The sequence below is a fragment of the Frankia sp. R43 genome, from assembly GCF_001306465.1.
In the GTDB taxonomy this organism is placed as follows: Bacteria; Actinomycetota; Actinomycetes; order Frankiales; family Frankiaceae; genus Parafrankia; species Parafrankia irregularis.
In genome coordinates, this window is sequence record NZ_LFCW01000008.1 from 165,517 (window position 1) to 189,211 (window position 23,695).

18 protein-coding genes and 1 pseudogene are annotated in these 23,695 nt (G+C 68.7%); 3 read left to right on the forward strand and 16 right to left on the reverse strand.

The annotated features are described in order from the left end of the window. The first annotated feature begins 142 nt into the window (after positions 1-142). On the forward strand, positions 143-805 hold the full coding sequence (locus tag ACG83_RS30815; protein ID WP_054569770.1) for a TetR/AcrR family transcriptional regulator: 663 nt from the start codon (positions 143-145) through the stop codon (positions 803-805). A gap of 93 nt (positions 806-898) precedes the next feature. Here ACG83_RS30815 and ACG83_RS30820 read toward each other — a convergent pair whose 3' ends face one another. The 3 genes from ACG83_RS30820 to ACG83_RS30830 form a co-directional block, all read right to left on the reverse strand. After that, the gene (locus ACG83_RS30820; RefSeq protein WP_054569771.1) at positions 899-1,801 is read right to left on the reverse strand and encodes a crotonase/enoyl-CoA hydratase family protein; all 903 of its coding nucleotides are present in this window, start codon (positions 1,799-1,801) and stop codon (positions 899-901) included. A 198-nt stretch (positions 1,802-1,999) separates the two neighbouring features. After that, the gene (locus ACG83_RS30825) at positions 2,000-3,259 is read right to left on the reverse strand and encodes an acyl-CoA dehydrogenase family protein (RefSeq protein WP_054569989.1); all 1,260 of its coding nucleotides are present in this window, start codon (positions 3,257-3,259) and stop codon (positions 2,000-2,002) included. A 147-nt stretch (positions 3,260-3,406) separates the two neighbouring features. Next, positions 3,407-4,768, reverse strand: coding sequence for an ABC transporter substrate-binding protein (locus ACG83_RS30830; protein ID WP_054569772.1), 1,362 nt, complete (start codon positions 4,766-4,768; stop codon positions 3,407-3,409). Positions 4,769-5,653: 885 nt separating this feature from the next. Here ACG83_RS30830 and ACG83_RS30835 point away from each other — a divergent pair. Then, positions 5,654-7,054, forward strand: coding sequence for a diguanylate cyclase (locus ACG83_RS30835; RefSeq protein ID WP_235498300.1), 1,401 nt, complete (start codon positions 5,654-5,656; stop codon positions 7,052-7,054). 142 nt (positions 7,055-7,196) lie between these two features. On the opposite strand, the gene ACG83_RS30840 is transcribed toward ACG83_RS30835, so the two are convergent. The 6 genes and pseudogenes from ACG83_RS30840 to ACG83_RS30865 form a co-directional block, all read right to left on the reverse strand. Beyond that, positions 7,197-8,063 carry an SDR family NAD(P)-dependent oxidoreductase gene (locus tag ACG83_RS30840; protein WP_158230788.1) on the reverse strand — a complete coding sequence of 289 codons (867 nt, stop codon included), beginning with the start codon at positions 8,061-8,063 and terminating at the stop codon, positions 7,197-7,199. Positions 8,064-8,210: 147 nt separating this feature from the next. Continuing rightward, entirely contained in the window at positions 8,211-9,620 is a 1,410-nt protein-coding gene (locus ACG83_RS30845) for an aldehyde dehydrogenase family protein (RefSeq protein WP_063793272.1), read from the reverse strand. Between the two features lie 312 nt (positions 9,621-9,932). Beyond that, positions 9,933-10,139, reverse strand: a pseudogene (locus ACG83_RS47135) (malonate decarboxylase subunit alpha); the annotation flags it as partial. Positions 10,140-10,189: 50 nt separating this feature from the next. Next, positions 10,190-11,008 carry an SGNH/GDSL hydrolase family protein gene (locus tag ACG83_RS30855; protein WP_235498301.1) on the reverse strand — a complete coding sequence of 273 codons (819 nt, stop codon included), beginning with the start codon at positions 11,006-11,008 and terminating at the stop codon, positions 10,190-10,192. A 69-nt stretch (positions 11,009-11,077) separates the two neighbouring features. Beyond that, entirely contained in the window at positions 11,078-12,349 is a 1,272-nt protein-coding gene (locus ACG83_RS30860) for a cytochrome P450 (protein ID WP_235498302.1), read from the reverse strand. Between the two features lie 110 nt (positions 12,350-12,459). Continuing rightward, a complete protein-coding gene (locus ACG83_RS30865) occupies positions 12,460-13,218 on the reverse strand; it encodes an SDR family NAD(P)-dependent oxidoreductase (protein WP_054569779.1) in 759 nt (252 codons plus the stop codon). Positions 13,219-13,684: 466 nt separating this feature from the next. Here ACG83_RS30865 and ACG83_RS30870 point away from each other — a divergent pair, with 466 nt between their 5' ends. Further along, positions 13,685-14,572 (forward strand): SMP-30/gluconolactonase/LRE family protein, encoded by an 888-nt coding sequence (locus ACG83_RS30870; protein ID WP_063793273.1) that lies wholly within the window; start codon positions 13,685-13,687, stop codon positions 14,570-14,572. Here ACG83_RS30870 and ACG83_RS30875 read toward each other — a convergent pair. The 7 genes from ACG83_RS30875 to ACG83_RS30905 form a co-directional block, all read right to left on the reverse strand. Next, entirely contained in the window at positions 14,564-15,196 is a 633-nt protein-coding gene (locus ACG83_RS30875; RefSeq protein WP_054569781.1) for a TetR/AcrR family transcriptional regulator, read from the reverse strand. The genes ACG83_RS30870 and ACG83_RS30875 overlap by 9 nt on opposite strands. After that, on the reverse strand, positions 15,193-17,064 hold the full coding sequence (locus tag ACG83_RS30880; protein WP_054569782.1) for an acyclic terpene utilization AtuA family protein: 1,872 nt from the start codon (positions 17,062-17,064) through the stop codon (positions 15,193-15,195). Before ACG83_RS30880 ends, ACG83_RS30875 begins: the two co-directional genes overlap by 4 nt. Next, entirely contained in the window at positions 17,061-17,873 is an 813-nt protein-coding gene (locus ACG83_RS30885) for a TIGR03084 family metal-binding protein (protein ID WP_054569783.1), read from the reverse strand. The genes ACG83_RS30880 and ACG83_RS30885 overlap by 4 nt, the downstream gene beginning before the upstream one ends. Further along, a complete protein-coding gene (locus ACG83_RS30890; protein ID WP_235498322.1) occupies positions 17,873-19,876 on the reverse strand; it encodes a biotin carboxylase N-terminal domain-containing protein in 2,004 nt (667 codons plus the stop codon). Before ACG83_RS30890 ends, ACG83_RS30885 begins: the two co-directional genes overlap by 1 nt. 65 nt (positions 19,877-19,941) lie before the next feature. After that, a complete protein-coding gene (locus tag ACG83_RS30895) occupies positions 19,942-21,594 on the reverse strand; it encodes an acyl-CoA carboxylase subunit beta (protein ID WP_054569785.1) in 1,653 nt (550 codons plus the stop codon). Positions 21,595-21,612: 18 nt separating this feature from the next. Then, complete coding sequence (locus tag ACG83_RS30900; RefSeq protein WP_054569786.1) at positions 21,613-22,392, reverse strand: enoyl-CoA hydratase/isomerase family protein; 780 nt, start codon at positions 22,390-22,392, stop codon at positions 21,613-21,615. 14 nt (positions 22,393-22,406) lie between these two features. Next, a complete protein-coding gene (locus ACG83_RS30905; RefSeq protein WP_054569787.1) occupies positions 22,407-23,570 on the reverse strand; it encodes an acyl-CoA dehydrogenase family protein in 1,164 nt (387 codons plus the stop codon). Positions 23,571-23,695 lie beyond the last annotated feature (125 nt).

The following is a 23,695-nucleotide window of genomic DNA, read 5'->3' on the forward strand; positions in this document are numbered from 1 at the left end:
GCCGGTCGTCTCGCCCTCGTCAACGGCAGCCGCACCGGCCCTGTACCGGTCGGAGCCTGACGTCTGACCAGGCCGGCGCATCCAGTCGGTTCCCCAGTCCGTGGGAGGATCTGGGCCAGGTATGTGGATTGGGAGGAACACTGTGGCAGAGACGGCCGACAACGTGACCGGGTACGCCCCGCGCAACCGGTCTCGATCGCGTCGGCCGCCCAAGGACCCGGCCGGGAACACCCAGATCGTCGACGCAGCCGTCGCCTGCATCCTCGAGCTCGGCTTCTACCGGGCGAGCACCAACGAGATCGCCAGGCGAGCAGGTGTCAGCTGGGGCTCGATTCAGTACCACTTCGGTAGTCGCGAGTCGTTGATGCTCGCCGCAATCGAAGAAATCAACCGGCGTTTCATTGCTTCGATAGCAAAGTGCCACGTCGAGGGTGCCACGCTCGCAAAGCGGATCGAGTCGCTCTACGACCTGCTGGACCAGCACTACGGTGATCCGTCGTATCTCGCAAGCATGCAGATCATGCTGAACTTCCAGCACGACCCGGACACCTCCCAGGCGGCCAAGGATGCCCTCTCCGAACAGCACGAGCGGGTCGCCGTCGAGGTCCGGCGGCTGCTCGCCGAGGCGCTCGGCCCGGAATCCGACGAGACCCGCCGCACCACGGTCTTCCATGCGATCCGCGGTTACGCCATCAGCACCCAGCTGGTCGACTCGATCGCCCCGGACCTTCCCCGGCTGCACAAGCATGACGCTCGAAGGATCTTCCTCGCGGGACTCGTCGCCACCCAGGAACAGGCGGACTGATCCTGGAATCCCCCGGCCGGCGGGTCAGCGCGGCGCCGGCCCCGCGGCCGGTGGCCCGCCGGGCAGCCGGACTCCGGCTCGGCGGCCACCCGCTCACCGTGAGGTACCCGGCTGCCGGTAGGTCGGCAGGGGCAGGTGCGCGAACAGGTCGGGGGTGTCGGTCGACACACGCTGGGGGAACGTCGCCTCGCGTTTGTCGAGGAAAGCGCTGATGCCTTCACGCGCGTCGGAGCTCACCCCTCGAAGGTTGATGGCGAGTGTCTCCAGCTCGTGCGCGCGCATCGGGTGGGACTCGCCGAGCATGCGCCACAGCAGCTGGCGCGTCAGTGTCACCGACACCGGAGCGGACTCCCTCGTCAGTGAGTCCGCCAGTACGCGCGCGGCCGGGAGGAGATCAGCGGGCTGGTGGATGCTGTGGAGGAGCCCTGAGGCCCGCGCTTCCTCGGAGTCGAAGATTCTTCCGCTGTACATCCAGTCGAGTGCGGTCTGCATCCCCACCAGTCGGGGAAGGAACCAGCTCGAACATGATTCAGGAACGAGGCCACGGCGGGCGAAGACGAAACCGATTTTCGCCGCGGGCACCGCGAGACGGAAGTCGGCGGCCAACGTCATCGTGATACCCACGCCCACGCCGGGCCCGTTGATCGCCGCGATGATCGGTTTTCGTGACTCGTACATGCGCAGCGCCACCCGACCGCCGCCGTCGCGGCGCATCGCGTCGTCATGAGATCGCGCGCCGTCAGGCGCTGATCCGCTCGACGTCCACACGTCAAAGGCGCCGCCGCCGTCGCCGAGGTCCATCCCGGCGCAGAACGCCCGTCCGGCGCCGGTGAGGATGACCGCACGGACGGAGTCGTCGGCGTCCGTCCGGTCGTACGCGGCGACGAGCTCCCCCTCCATCGTGTCCGTGAAGGAGTTGAGAGCCTCCGGCCGGTTCAGGGTGATTGTGGCGATTCCATCCACCGTGTCGAGTCGAATGTGCTCGAAGAATGTCACGCCGATTCCTCCTGGGATCACAGTGCACGCCGGGCTGAGAAGGTCGAGAAGACTGGCGGCGACCCGTCGTTCTTCGGGGAACGGCCGGAGCATGCCGGTCGGCGGGCCGGCCTACCGGCGGCGGAAGTCGGCCAGGTTCATGGCCCGCGCAGCCGGCCGCCGACGGTTCCCGCGCCGCTTGTCATGCCTGAGCCCCGGTCACCGGGCAGGTCTGAGAACCGCCTGTCGGCCTGCCTCGGTCCTGGCGATCGCGTTCAGGTGCACCTCGTCCGGCCCGTCGAAGATGCGCATCGCGCGATGCCACCCGTACATGGCGGCAAGTGGCACGTCGTCGCTGACGCCGGCGCCGCCGTGAACCTGGATCGCGTGGTCGATGACCTGCAGGGCAACCCGCGGCACACTCACCTTGGCCATCGACACCAGGGGCGCGGCGGCCTTGTTACCCTCGGTATCGATCACCTTCGCCGCGTGCTGGCACAGCAGGCGAGCCTGGTCGATGGCGATCCGGGATTCGGCGATGTCGCGCCGCACCATCCCCTGATCGAGCAGCGGTCCCCCGAACGCGATCCGTGACCTGGCCCGCGCCACCATCAGCGAAAGGGCGCGTTCCGCCGCGCCAAGCGCGCGCATGCAGTGGTGGATGCGTCCAGGGCCGAGTCGGGCCTGGGCCAGCGCGAAACCGCTTCCTTCGTCACCGAGCAGGTTGTCCGCCGGGACGCGGACGTGGTCGAGACGGACCTCGCAGTGCCCGTGCTGGTCGTGACGGCCGAACACGGGCACGTCCCGCACGATCTTCACCCCGGGGGTGTCGACAGGCACCAGGACGATGGACTGCTGCCGATGACGCGGGGCGGCCGGGTCCGTCTTCCCCATCACCACAAGCAGTCTGCAGCGTGGGTCGGCAGCTCCGCTGGTCCACCATTTGTGCCCGTTGATCACATAGTCGTCACCGTCACGCGTAATGCGGGTTTCGATATTGGTGGCATCACTGCTTGCCACCGCGACCTCCGTCATCGCGAACGCCGACCGGATCGTTCCGTCCAGCAGTGGCTTCAGCCACCGCATCTTCTGTTCGGCCGTACCAAAGAGGTGCAGAAGCTCCATATTGCCGGTGTCAGGGGCCTGCCCGTTGACAGCCTCGGGTGCCAGATCGAGACTCCAGCCGGTTATCTCGGCGAGCCCGGCGTAGTCAAGCTGCGAGATTCCGGACTCGGCGGGAAGGAACAGGTTCCACAGCCCACGCCGACGCGCCTCGGACTTGAGAACCTCCACCACCGGCGGGACGGTGTGGTCAGCGGGCCCCAGGCGGGCACGATATTCATGATATGGGGCTTCGGCCGGGAAGACCTGTTCGTTCATGAACTCGACCAGGCTCGCCCGTAGCGCGCGGGCCCGGTCCGACGGCGTCAGGTCGAGACCGCACACCTCGTACGGATCGTCGGTGGAGATATAGGCCATGGTCGGCTCCTCGGCGAGGATCCCCACTCGCATGTGCTCGGGCTCAGCTTCGCGAAAACGCTTCACTGGTCCCATCAAAAGGCTGATCCGAAGCCGGGATCCGATCGGGCCGGGTACCACTGGCACCCGGCCCGACGGAGTTGCCGGCTACTTCCCGGTGAGGAACACGGAACCACACCTGAGCGGGCCCGTGATGCGCCAGGCACCGTCCTTGATCTGTGCCACTGAACTACACGGAGTGGAGATGAAGTGGTTGAGCGGCCACCGGCTCTCGGGAAGCGAACCGGGAAGCTGGTATGAGTAGTTGTTGTTCAGGACAGCCAGCAGCTTGTCCACCGTCAGGTCGGGTCCGGCCTTCTCCGCGGCGGTGAGGAACATGTCGGCGGCGAAGTAGCCGGCCATCGTCGGGAGGCTCGCCACCTGGCCGGGCGCGTACTTGGCGAGATCCGCGAGCAGCTGCTTGTTGGTCGGGTTCGCGTCGTCGGATGCGGGCAGCCACTGCAGGCTGCCGTAGTTGCCGTCGAAATCCTTCACCCCGACCAGCCGGGGGTCGTAGGTCGGGCTGACCTGCTTTCCCTCGTACCCGGCCGCCTTCAACGCGGTGGAAAGCTTCAGCACCGACTGGAAGTCAGACGAGTGATACACGACGTCGGGCGCCTGACCGTCGTTCGAGGTCATGACCGCCTGGACGACCGCCGTCGTGTCGGTCAGCCCGGCGACCGGGATCGGGTTCTCCGCGTAGACCACGTCCAGGCCGGCCGCCTTCAGATTCCGGGCGATCGCCTTGACACCGGCGCGAGCAGAATCGTTGTCCACACCGACGACAGCCACGGTGTGGTTCGTCGGAGCACCCTCGAACAGCGAGTTGATCGTGTAGGCCAGGCTGTTGGTTGCCACCTTCTCGTTGGCGAACTGGCACCCGGTTATACCGAAACCAATCGCCGTGGAGCAGTAGCCCTGATTGAATCCCCACCCGAAGAACGGAACAACATTCTCGCAGAACGTGTCCAGGTAGCCGGTGTTACTCGTCATCAGCGGAACCGCGGCGAAGATCTTTTCCTGCTCGATGAGCCGACGCGCCTGCTGCGCATTACGAGCGATGTCCTGGCCGTCGTCCGACACACCGATGAAATTGATCTTGCGGCCGTTTATTCCACCTTCGGCGTTCGCCCGCTCGAAACGGGCCTTCGCACCGACCTCGGTACCGGCCATCGAGCTGCCGTTGGCGCTGGTCAGATAGGCGAGGCCACCGATGGTGATGCTGTCCGCCGTGATTCCCCGAGTCGGGTCGGCGGCCTTGGAGCCGCATTTCAGACTGGCAGTGTCGGGCTTGTACCCACCGTCACTCCAGCCGCCGGGCGGGCCAGCCGTGGGGCCGGCCTTGGCCAGCTCGGTACCACCTGGCGCCGCCCCGCCGTCGGAGGAACTACACGCGGCAAGTGCCGTCGCCAGGACGACCATGGCGACGCCCAGCACGCGACGCCGGGAGCGCTGCCCCCGGCTCAGCATAAGTTCAGCCCCCCGCCCTCGGGCAACGCACGGCCGGAGGCCTGCCCCGCCGACGCGGTCGGCGGCCCCTCCTTGTCCGGCCAGGGATTCCGTGACAGATCAGACATGATCCACTCCTGCCGTGTCGTGACGGGCTGGATGCCCGTACCCAGGTGGGGATGAACGGCCCGCGGCCGCCACACGCTGGCCACGCAGGGCCACATGAATGCGAGCCCACGCCTAGCTATCTGTGAGTCGGGACACAGTAGCATCTACTATGTTTCTATCACTACCCTGCGACGGGACGCACCATCTGGCGCAGGTCAACCCAGATCACCACCCACAGAAACCACCGGTCATCCGCAGAACCGCTGTCCGGCAGGGACGAAGGCAGCCTCGGAGATCCCTTCACAGACCACCGAAAGTCCGACCCGGAACGAGGTACGTGACCAACGTGCGCGACCACCGCGGGACGGTGATGCTGGAGCAGTGACTCCGTACAGGCGGGCGTCGATCCCGGGCTGCGACACCGAGCAGCGCGAGGACCGAAGCATCCCGGCCACCGGCCGGCGCGGCCCCCCTGGCACACGGCAGCCACCGACTCCATCGGACATCTCGGCGGCAGGACCCGTCAGCGAACGGACGTTCCGCCGGGTCGCCAAAGGGGTCGCCCTGCTTCTCGTAGTGCTGATCGCTCCGCTTCTCATGCTGTCAGGACGGGCGCTGGTGATCGCGGAGGGCATCGCTCTCGTCGCCAGCAGCACCATCGCCACTGCCATGGGCACCGTTTCAGTGGTACGTACACGCGGTATCCAGCGCCGATGGCGCCTCCTGCTGACCGTCTGCCTTCTCAGCCTCCTCGTCGCCTCGGTCCACTGGTGCCTTCTCTTCGCACAGGGAGAGAGGGTGGAGCTCAGGCCCTCGGGGTCCGACACGGCCTACCTGCTCGCACCGGTGCTTTCCCTGCTGGCGTTGATGATCCTGCCGAAAGGCCCACCTGCCACCGTCCCGGGAAAGCGCGCACCTCCCGACATGGACGGCACCACCCAGTCCTCACCCATCGTCGTCGTGCTCGACAGCCTGGTGTTCGTCGTGTCGATGTTCCTGATCGCCTGGATGGCACTGCTGAGGCGGATCGCTGATTCCGGAATCAGCGGACTGCCTCTCGCGATCGCGCTTGGATTTCCGCTTTGCGGGACGTTGGTGGTGGTCACCATCCCGCTGATAATGGTCTTCCGGCGGCCACAGAACGGGCGGGCCGTAGCCGTGCTCACCGCCGGCCTGCTCGTGTTGGCCGGTTCCGCATCGGTGATCGTGCACCTGACCGTGTCGGGCGCGCTCAGCGCCGACCGCCTCGCCCTCTACTGGCTTGGCATGGTCGCCGCACCGCCGCTGATCGCGGCCGCCATGCTGGTTCCACAGCAGCGCGTCAAACATCGGCGCGAACGTCCTGGGGCGGACGACCTCGCGGTCTGGCTGCATGCCTACCTGCCCTATCTGCCATCGCTGATCGCCGCCGTGCTTGTGGTCGTGCCCGCCGCGCGCCGTGACGATCTTGACGGCACCACGGTCCTCCTTGCGATCACGCTGGCCGCTCTGGTCGTGATTCGCCAGATGATCACCGTCGGTCAGAACGCGCGACTACTGGTGAAGGTCCGCGCGGCGCACCGGCGGCTGCACTACCAGGCTCTTCATGATCCTCTAACAGGTCTGGCGAACCGCGCGCTGTTCACCACCGAACTGACCGAAGCGGTCGAGGAACACCACTCCCATCAGCTGTCCGTGGTCACTCTTTTCTGCGATCTCGACGAGTTCAAGGCGGTCAACGACGCTCTCGGACACGCGGCTGGCGACGAGCTCCTGCGAGCGGTGGCCATGCGGCTGCGCACCGCGGTCCGGGACGACGACCTCGTCGCCCGAATCGGAGGGGACGAGTTCGCCGTCCTGATCCGCGATGCCCGCAGGAACGCCCGGGCGATCGGCGAGGACACCGCCGGGAGAATCGCAGGCGCGATGCGCCCCGCGTTCAGCCTCCACGGAGTGCCACGCCACGTCCGCGCCAGCGTCGGCGTCGCCGTAGCCGACTCCTCCGTGTCCGGAGTAACTGCCGAGGAGCTTATGCACCGTGCGGACATGGCGATGTACGAAGCCAAATGTCATGAACAGCAGACCCGGGCAGCCCACCGCCTCCCGAGCCCCTTCAGCTGGCTCCAGAGGTGGCGACAGTCCGTAGAGACGAGCAGACCCCCTGGGCAGAAGCTCCAACACGATCCCGATGGGCGGGACGTGACAGCGCGGCGTCGGTGAGGCGCGACTCCTGTTTCGTGACGATGACGGGCGCCAGCGTGTTCTCAGCTGTCAGACCGGGCGGTTTGCAGCCGGCCGACGCGATCTGTCTGCCCGGCTATGAGCTGCCGTCGCCGCCGCGGCGCCGGTCCGGCCCGCCGGCTCAGATTCCCCAGAGGTAGGAGTCGGGAGCCGATCGGTCGACGAGAGCCGCCGCACGGCGGCGAATGATGTCGGCCTGCCAGTCGATGTCGGCGGCGAATCGGCCGTCGTAGAGCCGCTTGTCGGCTTCGTGGTCGTGGTAGGCCCAGAAGCTACCGTTGCGGACCGCTTCGAGCACGGTGGTCGCGACTTCCTGGGGCTCCGCGAGCACGGCTATGGCGCCCTTGGCCTCGAGGCCCTGCTGCACGAAGGTCATGGTCGCCCGGTCACCCGCCAGGTTCGTCTTCGTCAGCGGCGGGAGCACGACATGCGCCTGGATCAGCGCGCCCTGGTCGCGCAGCTGGCCGTACAGGGCTTCCATCAGCGTGCAGACGGCCGCCTTGGAGCTGGAGTAGGCCGGCGTCTGGTACATGACACCGACTGCTCCGGACCCGGACGATGCGCCGAGGATGTGGCCGGGAGTTCCCTGGGCGACCATCCGCGGCGCGAACGCCTTGATGCCGTGCAGTATCCCGAAGAAGTTGATGTCGTACACCCGACGCCAGTCGGACATCTCGTCGTCGAACAGGCCTCCGCCCCCGGCGACGCCGGCATTGAGGAACAGCACGTCGACCTGTCCGTAGTGATCGAACGCGGCATCGGCGAGCTGTCGGACCGAGTCGAAGTCGGCTACGTCGGTCGGCACCCCGAACACGTCGTGACCGCGACCGCGCAGCTCGTCGACGGCGTCCTGAAGCGCCGCGGAGTCGATGTCGGACAGCACGACCCTGCATCCCTGCCCCGCGAAGAGCGTGGCCGTGGCCCGGCCGATTCCGTGTGTTCCACCGGCCCCGGTGATGACCACGACCTTGCCCTCGAGATCCTGCACGCCCATCTCCCTTTCCATTCTGCGACGGCCCAGCCCATGGGGGCTCCTCGGTATCCGCCATTCATCGCCGGGGCGTTATCTGATCCGGCCGCTGACCCGGCCCGTCGAGAAAGACCTCCGCCCGGCTGGGGCGGAATGGCAGATCGGTCAGACCCGCTCCGGGTCCTTGTAGACGATGACGGTCTTGAGTTCGGCATAGGCGTCCAGGCCCACCTGGCCGCAGTTTCTGCCGATGCCGCTGGACTTCACTCCGCCGAACGGGATTCTCGGGTCTATCTCGGTGTGCTGGTTCACCCACGCGGTGCCGCACTCCAGCCGCGCGGCGATCCGCTCGCCCCGCGCGAGGTCCGAGGTCCAGACCGATCCGCACAGACCGTACTCGGTGGCGTTGGCCTGCTCGAGCGCCCATTCCACGTCGTCGAAGGGGATGACGGGCAGCACCGGGCCGAACTGCTCCTCGTCAACGACCTGCACACCGGGGCCGACACCCGTCATGATCGTCGGTGGGTAGAAGTAGCCCGGGCCCTGCGCCGGCGTGCCGCCGACGACGGCCTTGCCGCCATGGTCGAGGGCATCGGTGACGAGGGCGCTGACGCGGTCGAACTGGGCCCTGGTGGTGACCGGGATCATCCCGACGACCCGTTCGCGGGCGATCACCGCGAGCTCGTCGACAAGCTCCTGGTAGACGGACTCGTGGGCGTACACGCGCTTGATCGCCGCACAGACCTGCCCGTGACCGGTGAACGCGGAATCGAAGATTCGCTGTGCGACCTTCTTCGGGTTCACGTCGTCGAGCACGATCGCCGCGTCGTTGCCGCCCAGCTCGAGCAGCAGGTTCTTCAGCCCTGGCGCGGCGGCGGCCGCGATCGCGCGGCCCGCCGCGATGCTGCCCGTGAAGCTGATCAACCTCGTGGCCGGGTGCGCGACCATCGCCTTCCCGATCTCGTCGTCGCCGGCAAGGATGTTGACGACCCCGGGCGGAACAATGTCCTTCCAGAGCTTCGCCACGAACAAGGTCGCCAGCGGCGTGAACGGGGAGGGCTTCGCGACGATCGTGTTCCCGACCAGCAGGGCGCTGAAGACCTTCTCGGCGAGAATGAGGATCGGCGCATTCCACGGGATGATCGCGGCGACGACCCCGACCGGGGCGCGCACCACCTTGACGGTACGTTCGGCGGAGTCCTCGATGAGGTCGATCGGCAACTCCTGCTCGGCGGCATGATTGGCGAACCAGGGCGCGGCCAACGCCTCGAGGGCGATGGACGGGGCACCCTTCTCCAGCGCGGTGATCTCCTCGATCATCGCGTAGTTGGCCCCGATCGCCTCACCCATCGCCTTGATCACCGCCTGGCGTTCCGCCTCCGGCCGGGCGGCCCAGGCCGGCAGAGCGGCCGTCGCCGCCGCCATCGCGGCGCCCACCATCTCGACGGTCGCCACCGGGAACCGGGCGACCTCTTCGCCGGTCGCGGGGCTGACAACCGGCATGCTCTGATCACCCGTCACCAGGTGGCCGTTGATCAGCTGACCGAGCTCATTCAACGTTGCCTGCACGATCATCAGGAAGTTCACCTCATCCGTCCGTCACGCGGCTGTCTGTTACCTGCGACCAGGTGAACAATAGTTCTCACTATGTAGTGATGCAACCATCAGTCTGGTGGTTCGCCCCCTGGGCCGCGGCTGGGAATGCCGCCGCGAGGAGTCATGACCTGGATGTCGACGTAGGTCTCCGCCGCGGCCAGGCGGCACGCGAGTTCGGCTGCCTCCCTGCGTCGCAGCACGGCGGGTGCGTTCAGGACGAGATCGCTGTCGCGGTCAGCGAGCGGTCCCGTTCCCCCGCCCGGCGCACGTCGATCACCGCGGGACGCGTCATCACCAGCTCCGGAACCGGGCCGGCGGGTCGTAGAGACCGCCCGAGCAGGCCACGAGGTCTTCGATGCTGTGGGCCGCGAGCAGAGAACGGTCAGCCTCGGCACGCCGCACGCCGAGGTCCTCCGGGGTGACCAGAACCCCGTCACGGCGCAGTCGCCCGCGCTCGGCCGGTGTCGAACCCGCGCCCGCGAGCTGCACGAACGCTACCCGGGGTGGGCGGACATCGACCTGTAGCGCCAGGCCCCTCTGCGCTCGGCTCAGTCGAGCAGTTCCGCCAGAGCGCCCGCGATCGCAGCCATTCCGGCCAGGTTCGGATGAAACGACGCCCCGGTACGTTCCAGTTCCGGCACGAAGCCGAAAATCCACGGCTCCCGAGCAGCGCCGCCCAGCTCGTGCCCATCGCTCAGCACAGAGGCCGCCAACAGCTCGGCGCCAGAGCGCTCGGCGGCCCGCACATGGGCGTCCCGCAGCGCCGCCTGGATGCGCAACAACGCCGCCAGGTCCTCGGCCGGGAAGGGCACGTCGACACGCGGGCGGGTGCCGTCCCCGAGAGCGGTCAGATAGTCCACAAGAATCACTCGGCTGCGTGGGGCGCGCCGGTGCGCCTCGCGCACGATGCGGGCCAGACCATCCGCGACCTGCTCCACGTCTGCGTCCGTGGGGTCCGGGATGCCGCCGCCGCCCAGCATCTCGTCCAGCATCCGCACCATCGCGCCATCCGGGTCGTGACTTCGCCACGCGGCGGCGAGCATCGAGCCCACGAACCGCAGGTCGTTGCCGCCGGCCGTGACCGTGACTATGTCGGCGTCGGCGGGGAGGCCATGGATCTGCGGCGCGAACCGGGCACCTCTCATCGTCGTCTGCGCATTCTCCAGGATGGTCTCGGTGGTCGCGCCCGAGACGGTGAGATCCACAAGCCGCACGCCGAGCTGTGCCGCGAACAGGTGCGGATAGTTGCGAGCGGATCGCATCGCGGCGGTGTCCGCCATCGGTTCGATGCCGGGACCAGCTGCGTAGGAGCTTCCGAGCGCGGCGATGACCCGGGGCTGAGCCATGCGCCGATGTTGCCGGCTCATGCCCGCGAGGCGCTCGTCCGCGCCGCGCTCGGATGCGCGACTGCATGATTCCATCATCGAAGGCAGCCCTCAGGTGGTTGCGGTGAACGGCACCTTCGAAAGTCCGCGCACGTTCGAGGAGTACGCGCGTTCGAATCCGGCGCGATCCACCTCGTAGTCCGGGAAGCGCCGGAGAAACTCCTCCAACGCGATGCGGGTCTCCAGCCGGGCAAGCGCCGCCCCCAGGCAGAAATGCACGCCCTTGCCGAAGGCAAGATGCCGATCGATCACGCGGTCGACACGGAACACATCCGGGTCGGTGAACACCCGGGGGTCACGGTTCGCCGCCCCGTTGACCAGCAGCACGGTCTCCCCCGCCGGCACCTCCTGACCATGCCAGAGCATCGGCCGCGTGGTCACCCGCCCCTGGTAGTGGGACGGCGGGTCGAACCGCAGCACCTCCTCGACCGCGTTCGGCCACAGCCCCGGATCGGCGACCAGCCGCGCCCGCTCACCCGGGAAGTCGGCGAGCGCCACCACGCCGGTGGTGATCAGCTTGGTCGTCGTCTCGTTGCCTGCGACACCGAGCAGCAGGCAGAACCAGACGATCTCCTCGTCGCTGAGACGCTGCTGCGCGCCGTCATCGTCCACGATGGTCGCCTCGACAAGCGCCGTCGCCAGGTCGTCCCGGGGGGCTCTACGCCGCGACGCGACCAGTTCGCTGAAGTACACCCACAGCTCGGCGCCGGCGGACTGCGCATCCCCTGGGCGGTCGAGGCTGCCTTCCTCTCGAACCATCAGGCGATCGGACAGGCTCCGGATGTGAGCCCGGTCGTCGTCCGGCGCCCCCAGCAACGCCGCGATCACCGCCATCGGCAGGAGCCCGGCGAAATCCGCGACAACCTCACCGCCGCCGCCCGCCACCAGCGGATCGAGCCAGCCTGCCGCCATCCCCCGCACCTTGGCGTCCAACTCCGAGACACGCCGCGGTGTGAACGCCCTACTGACAATCTTGCGCAGCGTGTCGTGCCGCGGCGGATCCTGGAAGATGATCATATCCGGCGGCGGTTCGTCGGATCGAATGGACTCGATCAGCGTGCCACGGGCCGAACTCAGGGCGGCATGGTCGACCAGGCCTGCCGCCACGTCCTCGAACCGCGTCAGGGCCCAGAAACCCACCTCGGCGTTGTGATACAGCGGCTGTTCTTCCTGCATGCGCCGGTATATCGGGAAAGGGTTGTCCTGATCCTCGAAAGAAGCGGGGTCGTAGCTGAGAGCTGTTTGCGTCACAAGCATCCTCCTGAATCGGGCCATGCGCGATATTTTAAACTCGCTGTAGTAGTTACTATGTTCCGGCAACACGGATCCGATGTCATACGCATCGACATCCGCATGCCAGACGCGAACTGCAGTCGTCGCCGATCAGACCCGGCTCAGCGAGCCCGCAGGCCACGAATCGGGTGGCCCGCCACTCAGGTCGTCAGCATGCCGCCATCGACAGGCAGCAACACTCCAGTGATGTAGGACGCGGCATCACCTGACAGGAAAACCGCCGCGGCGGCCAGCTCCGCGGGATCCCCCGGCCGCCCTGCCGGGACTCGCGCCGCCACCTGCCGGTCGAGGTAGCCGGGCTCGTACTGGTCGACCATCTCGCTCGGGAAGAAACCGGGAGCCAGGGCGTTGACACGGATCCCTTTCCTGCCGGTCCACTGCGCGGCGAGATCCCGGGTCAACCCGATGATCGCCGCCTTGCTTGAGCTGTAGGCAGCCTGCGGCAGCCCCGCGGTCGTCGACCCCAGCACAGATCCGATGTTGACGATGCTGCTGCCCGGACGCATCACCCGCCCACAGGCCTGCGCCATCCAGTAGGCGCCCATCACGTTGACGTCGATGACGCGTCGGAACTCGTCGGGCTCCTCACGGGTCGCCGGGTGCGCACTGGCGACACCTGCGTTGTTGACAAGCACGTCGACCGCGCCGAACGTCTCCAGCGCAGCCGCGACGACACGCCGGCAGTCCTCGACCGCGGTGACGTCCGCCTGCAGCGCCAGACACTGCCGGCCCGCGGCCTCGACGAGCCGGGCCGTCTCGGCGAGCCGGTCGGCCCTGCGCGCGCAGATCACCACATCCGCCCCGGCGGCGGCGAACCCAGCCGCGAAGGCGACGCCGAGCCCGGACGAAGCACCCGTAATCAACACGACCTTGCCAGCCAGGCTGAACCGCTCAAGCACGAATTCTCCTCCAGAACGGCGCCGCCTTGGCTGCTGCCGGCCCCACGGCGGGCAGATCTTCCCGCCTCGCCCGCGCCTACCCGACGGCGCGCTCGCCGCTCGCGATGCCAGGCAACCAGCATCGCCGATATTATGCCTTCCGATACTAGGACGGCATAGTATGCCGATCCAGGTCCACACGCACGCAGTCATCCCGGCGCAGGGCACAGCCCACCGCCTCGGCCACCACGGCACGAGGCCGCGAGCATGGCCGAGAAGCGGGCCGACAACGGAGACGTCGCGACGGGAGTTGACCAACGTGCGGTGCGGCGGAGTGCGGCCTTCGGCCGGCCCGTAGAGCCGCTGGCGAGCAGGATCGTGGCCGGTCGCCGGTCGAAACCGACCGCCGCGGCGCTGCCGGAGGGACGGCGGGACAGGCCGAACACCTCCAGCGGGCGGCCCGCCGGAGGTAATGGACGGAGATGCGATGACCAGCCAGAGCTCGACACTGTTATGCGAAGGATTCGCCTTCCCAGAGGGACTCCGCTGGCACGACGAGCAGCTCTGGATCTCGGATCAGACGACGGGCACGGTCTGGACGATGACCGAGGACGGCGCGGCTGAGCCCCTCGTGAACGTGCCTGGAGGCGCATCCGGCCTTGGCTGGCTGGCAGACGCTGACCTGCTGGTCGTGTCGATGGCGGATCGCCGCCTGCTCCGTGTGCACGCCGGCACCGGCGAGGTCGCGGTGCACGCGGATCTCGGGAATCTTCCGGGTTACCGGCTCAACGACATGGTGGTCGCCACCGACGGCCAGGCGTATGTCGGGGACTTCGGCTTCGATCCGCGCGCCCTCGTCGCGCGATTCGGGAGCTCGGCACTCGACGGAGACCAGGTACCCGCGGCGTTTCTCGCGCGGGTCGACCCCGACGGTTCGGTGCACCTGGCTGCGGATGGGCTGCGCTTCCCCAACGGCTGCGCGATCACCGCGGATGGTCGGACACTGATCGTCGCGGAGACCTTCGGCCGCCAGCTGACCGCCTTCGACCGTTCTGAAACCGGTGCCCTCTCCGCCCGACGACCATGGGTGACGCTCGATGCCCGACCCGACGGCATCTGCCTGGACGCGGAGGGAGCGATCTGGGTCGCGAACGCCGGCGCGGCAGAGTGCCTGCGTGTCTCGGCTCCACGGGCCGGACGATCCGCGGCGGTGATCGATCGGGTGGTGACAGGCGCCCCCGCCTATTCGTGCGCTCTGGGCGGCTCCGACGGCCACACCCTGTTCCTCGCGACCGCCCAGAACTCCCCCGACGCGCGCACCCCGGGCCGGATCGAGATCGCGCGGGTGGACGTGCCCGCCGCGATCTCAACCTGAGTCGCTCGCCGGTCCGACCGCCCCGCGCGACCAACTCGGTCCCGTCACGCCGAGACACGACAGCGCGGCGTCGGTGAGAATGGAGACGAGCTCCGTTCGCTGCAGGCCGCTGTCGTAGGTGACGACCGACTGGATCGCGGCAATCGCGGCCTGGACGAGTGCCGCGGCTTCGGCATCGTTGAGGCCGGGGCGAAGTTCACACAGTGTGGTGATCCACTCCTCGTTGTAACGCCGCTGCGCGCGGCGCAGCCCACGTCCTTCCTCGACCGGGAGCGTCGGGCCCTCCCGCCGGTACAGACGGACCATGTCCTTGTTCTCGATGGAGAAGTCGACCTGGGAGCGCACCAGCATCCGCATCGTCGCGGCAGGCTCGTGACCTGCCTCGACGATCCGCTCCACGTCCGCCAACAGCGCCGTCATGGTCCGGTCGAGCAGGGCGGAGAGCACTTGGGCCTTGCTGGCGAAATGTCGGTAGACGCCAGAGCCGACGATGCCGGCCTCCTGCCCGATCTCGGCCATGGTCACCGCATGGTAGCCACGGGCCGCGATCAGTTCGGCCGCCGCGATGAGGATCTTGTCGCGGCGCTCCGGGTCACGCACCCGGCTGCTGACCTGCCGGGTCACGGGTCTTCGACCGGATGGGGGGGCAGGAGCGCCACGGGGATGTCCATGAGCCGCGAGCGTACGTACTCGCCGAGCCCTTTTGCCTGTGGGTCGAGGCGCACGCTGGACGCGACGCCTTCGCCCAGCAGGCCTACGACGACGAAGTTCACCGCCCGCAGGTTCGCCAGGTCATAGCGGTGGACGGGCAGACCGCGCGCCTCCGGGATCAGTTCGCGGAAGGTCTCCACCGTGAGTGCCGCTGCGAGCCAGCGATAGGCGGCATCGCTGCGTGCCCACAACCCGACGTTCGCATTGCCCCCTTTGTCACCCGAACGCGCGCCTGCCACCAGACCGAGCGGCACGCGCGCTGTCGCACCACCCGAAGTGGCCGGAGCCGTCCGGGCGGCGTTACGCACGAAGGCAACGCCACCGGCCAGGTCGACACCACCGGCCAGGTCGACGTCACCGGCCAGATCGACGTCATGCGTCGACGGGCTGTGCGGGATCTCGACGGTGGTGGCGTCGTCGAGGACGACGGTGTGCGTGACGGCGTCGCGGGCGACGAGCGCCGGCCAGTAGACCCCGTAGGCGGTCGCGCTGCCTGGCGGGCCGGTGGTGTGGAAGCCGGCGTAGCCGCCGAGGAACAGACTGTTGGCGGTATCCGAGAACGACCGGCCGACTTTCCTCGCGTCGCGGTCCTTGACCGTGATCCGCAGGTGAGCGCTCGCCAGCGGATTGGAGGCGGCGTCGGCCTGGTCAAAGCGCAGCAGCTGGACGTCGACGGCGTCGAAGCGGTCCTCACCGCCGAGCTGGTCGAACAGTTCCCGGCGGGCCCAGGCGGCCTTCTCCTCGATGTCGAGGCCGGTGAGGACCATGGTGACGGTGTTGCGATAACCGCCGAGATAGTTCATCGCGACCTTGAGCCGGTCCGAGGGCGGGGTGCCGCGGCAACCGGAGAGCAGCACCCGGTCGGGCCCCTGACCGGTCAGCTGGATGGTGTCGAAGTGCGCTGTGACGTCGGGGTTCGGGTAGCTGGGCCCGGCGATCTCGTAGAGCAGCTGAGCGGTCACGGTGCCCGTGGTGACAGTGCCCCCGGTGTCCCGGTGTTTGGTGATCACGCTGCTGCCGTCAGCGGCGATCTCGGCGAGTGGGAATCCCGGATACCGCCGATCGGTGATCTCGTCCAGGAAGGCGTAGTTGCCGCCGCAGGCCTGCGGGCCGCATTCGATGACGTGCCCGGCGGCCACCGCACCGGCGAGTCTGTCCCAGTCGGTGCGCTCCCAGTTGTGCCACCACGCCGCTGGTCCGACGACGAGCGACGCGTCGGTGATCCGCCCGGTGATGACGATGTCCGCGCCGCGGGACAGCGCGGTCGCGATGCCCCAGCCGCCGAGGTAGGCGTTCGCGGTGATCGGCTCGACTCCGACATCGGCGAGGCTGCGGCCGGTGTCGAGGTGGGTGAACGGCTCGCCGGCGGCCTGCAGCGCGCCGACCCGGCCCACGATGTCGTCGCCGCTGACGTAGGCGACGTTCGGCCGCAGGCCAAGGGCCGCGGCAACCGCGCGGATCTTCTCGGCAAGGCCGGCCGGGTCGAGGCCACCCGCGTTGGCGACGATCCTGATGCCGCGTTCCAGGCAGGTTCCGAGGACATCCTCGACCTGGCGGAGAAACGTGCGGACGTAGCCGACTCCACCGGGCCGGCCCTGGGTCTTGTGGAGGATGAGCATCGTCAGCTCGGCCAGGTAGTCGCCGGTCAGCACGTCGATGGGACCGCCGTCGACCATGAGACGGGCCGCGTCGAGCCGGTCGCCGAAGAAGCCGGAGCAGTTCGCGATCCGTACCGGCCGCCTCGGCCCGCCGCCGGCCTGCCCCTGGACCCCGGTCGTCATGTGGTCCCGTCCCGTGCCGGGACGGCGCTCGCCGCGCGACCGGACGCCGGCGGCCCGGCGAAGACCTGGGCCACCTCCAGGAACGCCGCCGCGTCCGCGCCGGTGGCCGTCAGGGCCAGCTCGCCGGGGTGCCGGCGCTGCGCGACGAGCAGGCAGAAGTCGAGCGCCGGGCCGCGCAGGACGTTCGGGGCGTCCGGCGGGCCCCACGTCCAGGGAGAACAGTCCGGCGCGGACAGCTCGACGCGGAACGGGTCCGCGGGCGCCGGCCGCCCGTGGACGGTGAAGCTCCACGCGATCGTTGCGACCCCCAGGTGCGCGACCTGGCGCAGCCGCGTGCTGGGCACCCGGGTGACGCCGAGCGCGTCGGCGACGTCCTGCCCGTGTGCCCAGGTCTCCATCAGCCGGGCGGTCAGCGAACTCGCGGCGCTCATCGGCGGGCCGAACCACGGCAGCTTCGTCCCGGATGGAACAGCGACCAGCGTCGCCGACAGGACCTCACGGGCGCGGATGAACCAGTCGAGCACCTGTGCGCCGGCCTGGTCGCGGAACCGCTCGGCGATCACGTCCGCGAAGTCGTCCCCGAGAGCGAGGAAAGCCTGCCTTTCAGCCGCGAACTTGTCCGCATCGATGGCGGCGAGCGTCGCGATCCCGTCCCAGAACGCGAGGTGGGCAACCTGGTCGAGGATGTCCCAGCCCGCGGCGGGTGTGGGCGTGCGCCAGGCCGCCTCGTCAAGGCCACCCAGCAGTGCGACGAGGTCCGCCGTCTCCGCCCGCAGGTCGACGGCGATCGCCGTGACGTCGGCCGCCATCAGGCCACCGTCGCCCGGCTCGGCGCCGCGGCGCGGCCGGAATCGCCCGCGTCGCCCGCGTCGTCGGTCGGGCTGATCACGGCGAGCACTGCCCCGCTGTCGACCGTGTCACCCACGCCGAAGCCCAGCTCGACGACGACGCCGTCATACGGTGCGGTGATCGTGTGTTCCATCTTCATCGCCTCCAGGACGACGACCAGGTCACCTTTCGCGACCCGATCGCCGGAGGTGACCCCGATCCGGACGACCGTGCCAGGCATCGGCGCGGTCAGAGATCCCGGGGAGACACCGGAGCCCGGCTCGACGAACCGCGGCAGCTCGCGGGCGGCCGTCGAGCCACCCCTGCCGTCCAGGTACACGTTCGGGCCGGTGGCCCCGGCGACGACCCTGGTGACTCGTATCCGGGAGCGGACCCCGTCGACGGTCAGGTCCGCCAGGCCCCCGTCCACATGGTGGATCTCGACCTCGACCGGCCGTCCCCCGACAGTCGCCTCGACCCGGCAGCCCCGATGCCGGTAGGCGACCTCGATCGTCTCCCCGGCCGTCTCGTACTCGACGCGTTGCGGCGACGACGAGACGTTGCGCCAGCCGGACGGCACGCCCGGGAGGATCGCGGCGCGGCGCCGATCGGCGGCTGCGGTGAGCGCGCCGGCGATCAGATGGGTGGTCCGCGTCTCCTTGTCGCAGGAGACCGAGCCCATCGCCACCGGGTCATGCCGGTCGAGGTACCCGGTGTCGATCGCACCCGCGCGGAACTCGGCCTCGCGCAGAATCGCGACCAGCAGCGCCCGGTTCGTCGTCACGCCGTGGGCCCGGGTGCCGTCGAGGGCCCGGGCGAGCCTGCGGATCGCCTGATCGCGCGTGGCGCCATGCGCGATCACCTTCGCCAGCATCGGGTCGTAGTGCACGCCGACGACCGAACCGTCCTCGACACCCGAGTCGACCCGGATCCCGGGCGCCGCAGGGACCTCGAACCGGTGCACGGTGCCAGTGGAGGGCAGGAAACCCGCCGGAACGTCCTCCGCATAAAGGCGGGCCTCGATCGCGTGGCCAGTGATCTTCACCTCGCGGGCCGCCGGCGGCAGCGGGGCGCCCTCGGCGACCAGGATCTGCAGGGCAACCAGGTCGAGGCCGGTGACCTCCTCGGTGACCGGGTGCTCCACCTGCAGGCGGGTGTTCACCTCGAGAAAGAAGAAGCGGCCGGACTGGTCGAGGACGAACTCGACGGTGCCGGCGCCGACATAGCCGATCGCCGCGGCGGCCGCGACCGCCGCGGCGCCGAGCCGCTCGCGCAGCTCCCCATCGACCGCGACCGACGGCGCCTCCTCGATGATTTTCTGGTAGCGCCGCTGGATCGAGCATTCGCGCTCGCCCAGATGCACCACGTCGCCGTGCCTGTCGGCGAAGATCTGCACCTCGATGTGCCGGGGCCGCTCGACGTAGTGCTCGAGGAAGACCGAGCCGTCGCCGAACGCGCTGGCGGCCTCTCTGCTGGCGGCGGCGACCGCCTGTGCCAGCTCGGGCACGGCCCGCACGATCCGCATCCCGCGGCCACCACCGCCGTAGGTGGCCTTGACCAGCAGCGGGAAACGGAGGTCCGCCGCCGCACGGACGAGCGCGTCCGCGTCGGCGGCGAGCCGTTCGTCCACGACGAGGCCGGGCAGCACCGGGACGCCGGCCGCTGCCATCAGCTCCTTCGCCCTCGTCTTCGAACCCATCGCCTTGATCGCGTCGGGCGGCGGCCCGATGAACATGACTCCGGCCGCGGCGCAGTCCCGGGCGAACGCGGCGTTCTCCGAGAGGAAGCCGTAACCGGGGTGGATGGCGTCCGCCCCGACCCGCTTCGCGGCGGCGAGGACGAGGTCGGCCCGCAGATAGGTCTCGCCCGGAGTGGCGCCCGGCAGCCGTACCGCCTCGTCCGCGGCGGCGACGAAGGGCGCGCCGCTGTCCGGATCGGAGTAGACCGCGACGGTCGCCATGTCCAGCGCGCGGGCGGTACGCATCACCCGGGTTGCGATCTCACCGCGGTTGGCGACCAGCAGCTTGGTAATCGTCCTCACGGCGACCCCTACATCCTGAAGACGCCGTAGCCACGGCGGCCCTCGATCGGCGCTGAATGCGCGGCGGACAATGCGATACCGAGCACGGTGCGGGTGTCGCGGGGGTCGAGGACGCCGTCGTCGTAGAGTTTTCCGCTCACGAAGAAGGAGTGCGACTCGGCGGCGATCTGACGTTCGATCGCCACCCGCCTCGCGTCGTCCTCGGCCTGGTCGAACGGCCGGCCCGCCGCGGCCGCGGCGGCCTTGCCGACGATGGAGAGCACCCCCGCGAGCTGCGCGGCGCCCATGACCGCGAGCTTCGCGTTCACCCAGGCGAACATGAACCGGGGGTCGTAGGCGCGTCCGGACATGCCGTAGTTCCCGGCACCGAACGACGCCGCCATGTTGATGGTCAGATGCGGGACCGTGCTGTTCGTGACCGCATTGATCATTTTTGCGCCGTCCTTGATGATGCCGCCCTGTTCGTAGGCGGCGCCCACCATGAAGCCCGTGGTGTTCTGCAGGAAGACCAGCGGCGTGTCGATCTGGTTGGCCAGCTGGATGAACTCGGCGCCCTTCTTCGATTCCTCGGAGAAAAGAATGCCGTTCGCGTTCGCGAGCACGCCGACCGGGAAGCCATGAACCGACGCCCAGCCCGTCACCAGGCTCCGGCCGTAGTCCGGCTTGTACTCACCGAACCGGGATCCGTCAACGATGCGGGCGAGCACCTCACGCGGGTCGAACGGCGTCCGGAAATCCGCCGGAGCGATGCCGAGCAGCTCATCCGGGTCATACAGCGGCGGGTCGGCCGGCAGGCTCGGCCCAGGGCCCCGCTTGCGCCAGTTCAGCTCCGAGACGATTCGCCTGCCGAGGCGGATCGCATCACGCTCGTCAACGGCGAAGTAGTCGGCGAGCCCGGAGACCCGGGCGTGCATCGCGGCGCCGCCGAGTTCCTCGTCGTCGGATTCCTCACCGGTCGCCATCTTCACCAGCGGTGGGCCACCGAGAAAAACCTTGGCCTGCTGATCGACCAGCACCGAGTAGTCACACATGCCGGGCACATAGGCGCCGCCCGCCGTCGAGTTGCCGAACACCAGGGCGATCGTCGGGACTCCCCTGGATGACAGCTCGCTCAGATCATGGAAGATCTTTCCGGCCTGCACGAACAGGTCCGACTGGCTCGGCAGGTCGGCACCGCCGGACTCGACCAGGTTCACCACCGGCAGCCGGTTACGTTTCGCGATGTCGAGTGCCCGCAGTGTCTTGCGCAGCGAGAACGGGTTCATCGCACCGCTGCGGACCGTCGGGTCGTGGGCGACGATCACCACCTCGACATCGCTCACGACGCCGATACCCGTGACGACGCTCGCGCCGACCGTGAACTCGCTGCCCCACCCCGCCAGCGGCGAGAGCTCGAGGAACGGCGAGTCCCGGTCAACCAGCAGCTCGACACGCTCGCGGACAAGCAGCCGGCCACGCTGGTGATGACGATCCCGGTAACGAGCACCGCCGCCATCGCGAGCCTTGTCCAGCTCGTTCTCCAGCCCGGCGAGAGCCGCCAGTTGGCCAGCGCGGTTCGTCCGGTACAGCTCGGCACTCACGTCCAGCCGCGACCGCAGCACGCTCCCCTCGGCCACCCGAACATGGCCCGAGACACCCGCCGGCCCGCCGAAACCACTCATGGATCTCCCTTTCGATGGCTAGTGCCCCGTCCAACGGGGCTGCCGACGGGCGCGGAACGCGGCGACACCCTCCTGGAAGTCCTCGGTGGCGAAGGCGAGCGCAAGCTGTGCCTGCAGGTAGCCGAGGGCGTCGTCGAGGGGCTGGTCACGAGTCGCGTCCAGCGCGTCCTTACCCATCCGCATCAGCAGTGGGGAACGGGCCGCGATCAGCCCCGCCCACCGGTCGACGTCGGTGGCGAACTGGTCCGGGTGCACGACAGCGTTGACGACGTGCAGCCGTTCGGCCTCCTCGGCCGAGATCAGCTGACCGGTCATCATGAGTTCGTTCGCCTTCGCCCGCGGCACGCTTCGGTAGATCAAGGCGGAGATCATGAACGGGAAAACCCCGACGTTGATCTCAGGACAGCCAAAACGGACGCCCGCGCGGGCGATGATCAGATCGCAGGCCAGGGCAAGACCGAAGGCGCCCGCGAGAACGTCGCCGCCGGCCGCGCAGATGCTCGGCTTTCCGAGCCGTCCGAGGAGCCTGAAGAGACGAGGAAATCGATCCAGGCCCGCGTACCTGGCAATCAACGAACTGTCCTCGGCGAAGGACTTGAGATCACCCCCGCTGGAGAACACCCGATCACCGCTCGAGGTGAGTACGACAACACGCACGGAGCTGTCCAACCGCGCCTGTTCAAGCCGGCCGATCAGCTCGTCTACGAGCTGATCGGTCAGTGCGTTACGCGTCGCGGGGTCGTCGAGGGTGATCGTCGCAACGCCCCGGGCGTCACACTCATAGCGGACAAGTGGCACAGGGATTCTTCCTGTCAGTAGGACCTGGGCAGCCCGAGGCTGTGCTGGGCGACGAAGTTCAGCACCATTTCCCGGTTCACGGGGGCGATGCGCAGCAGCCGGGCCATGCCCCACAGCGGCACCAGACCGAACTCGACGGACATCCCGTTGCCCCCGTGGGTCTGGATCGCCTGGTCGACCGCCGCGAGTGCGGCCTCCGCGGCGGCGTACTTGGCGATGTTCGACGCCTCGGCGGCACGCTCGCCGTGGTCATGCGCCCAAGCCGCCTTCTGGGTCATCAGCGCGGCCAGCGAGGTCTCGATCCGGGCTTTCGCGAGCGGGTGGGAGACACCTTGGTGCGCACCGATCGGGACGTCCCACACCTGTCGCTGTGTCGCATAGCTGACCGCGCTGTCCAGCGCGTAGCGGGCAATGCCGAGGCACAGGGCGGCGACCGCGATCCGTTCCGGGTTGAGCCCGTGGAAGACCTGCCGGAATCCCTCACCTGCAGTGCCGATCAGAGCACCTGCGGGAACCCGTACGTCGTCGAGAAACAACGTGAACTGTTTTTCGGGCAGCTGGGCGGCGACCGGCAGCGGGCGCGCGGTCAACCCGGGCGCGTCGGGCGGCACGAGAAACAGCGACAGCGCCGGCCGGCCCGCGGAACCCCCGTCGCTCTCCGTCCCCGTCCGGGCCACGACGAGCACGGCGGCGGCCTCGTCGAAACCGGAGATGTAGTACTTCTGGCCGGAGAGCAGCCAGTCATCACCCGCGCGCACCGCGGTTGTGGACAACCGGTGTGTGTTGGACCCTGCGTCCGGCTCGGTGATCGCGAAGGCGATCTTGTGCGAGCCGTCCGCCAGACCTGGGAGCCAGCGGGACTTCTGCTCCGTGTCGCCGAACCGGGCGATCAACTCGCCGCAGATCGCGGACGAGACCAGGAGCATCAGCAGCGGGCATCCCTGCGCGGCGCTTTCCTCGACGACGGCAGCGAGCTCGGTGATCCCGGCGCCACCGCCGCCGTACTCCACAGGCAGGTTCACACCGACGAAGCCGGCCTCGGCCAGCGCTGCCCATGCCTCGCTGGTCGGCACACCGGCCCGGGCTCGCTCGGTGTAGTAAGCGCCACCGAAGGGCTTGGAGATCGCCGCGACGGTGGCTCGCAGCGAACTCAGTTCGTCGCCCTCACCGAAGTCCATCCCGCTCCTTAGTGATTCAAGATTTACTAAGACATGCCAACGAAGATCGTCGGAATCACTGACGCCACCGAGCCGACCCGTCCGAAACCGTACCGTTGCAGCACGAGGCACGGACGTCGCCCACG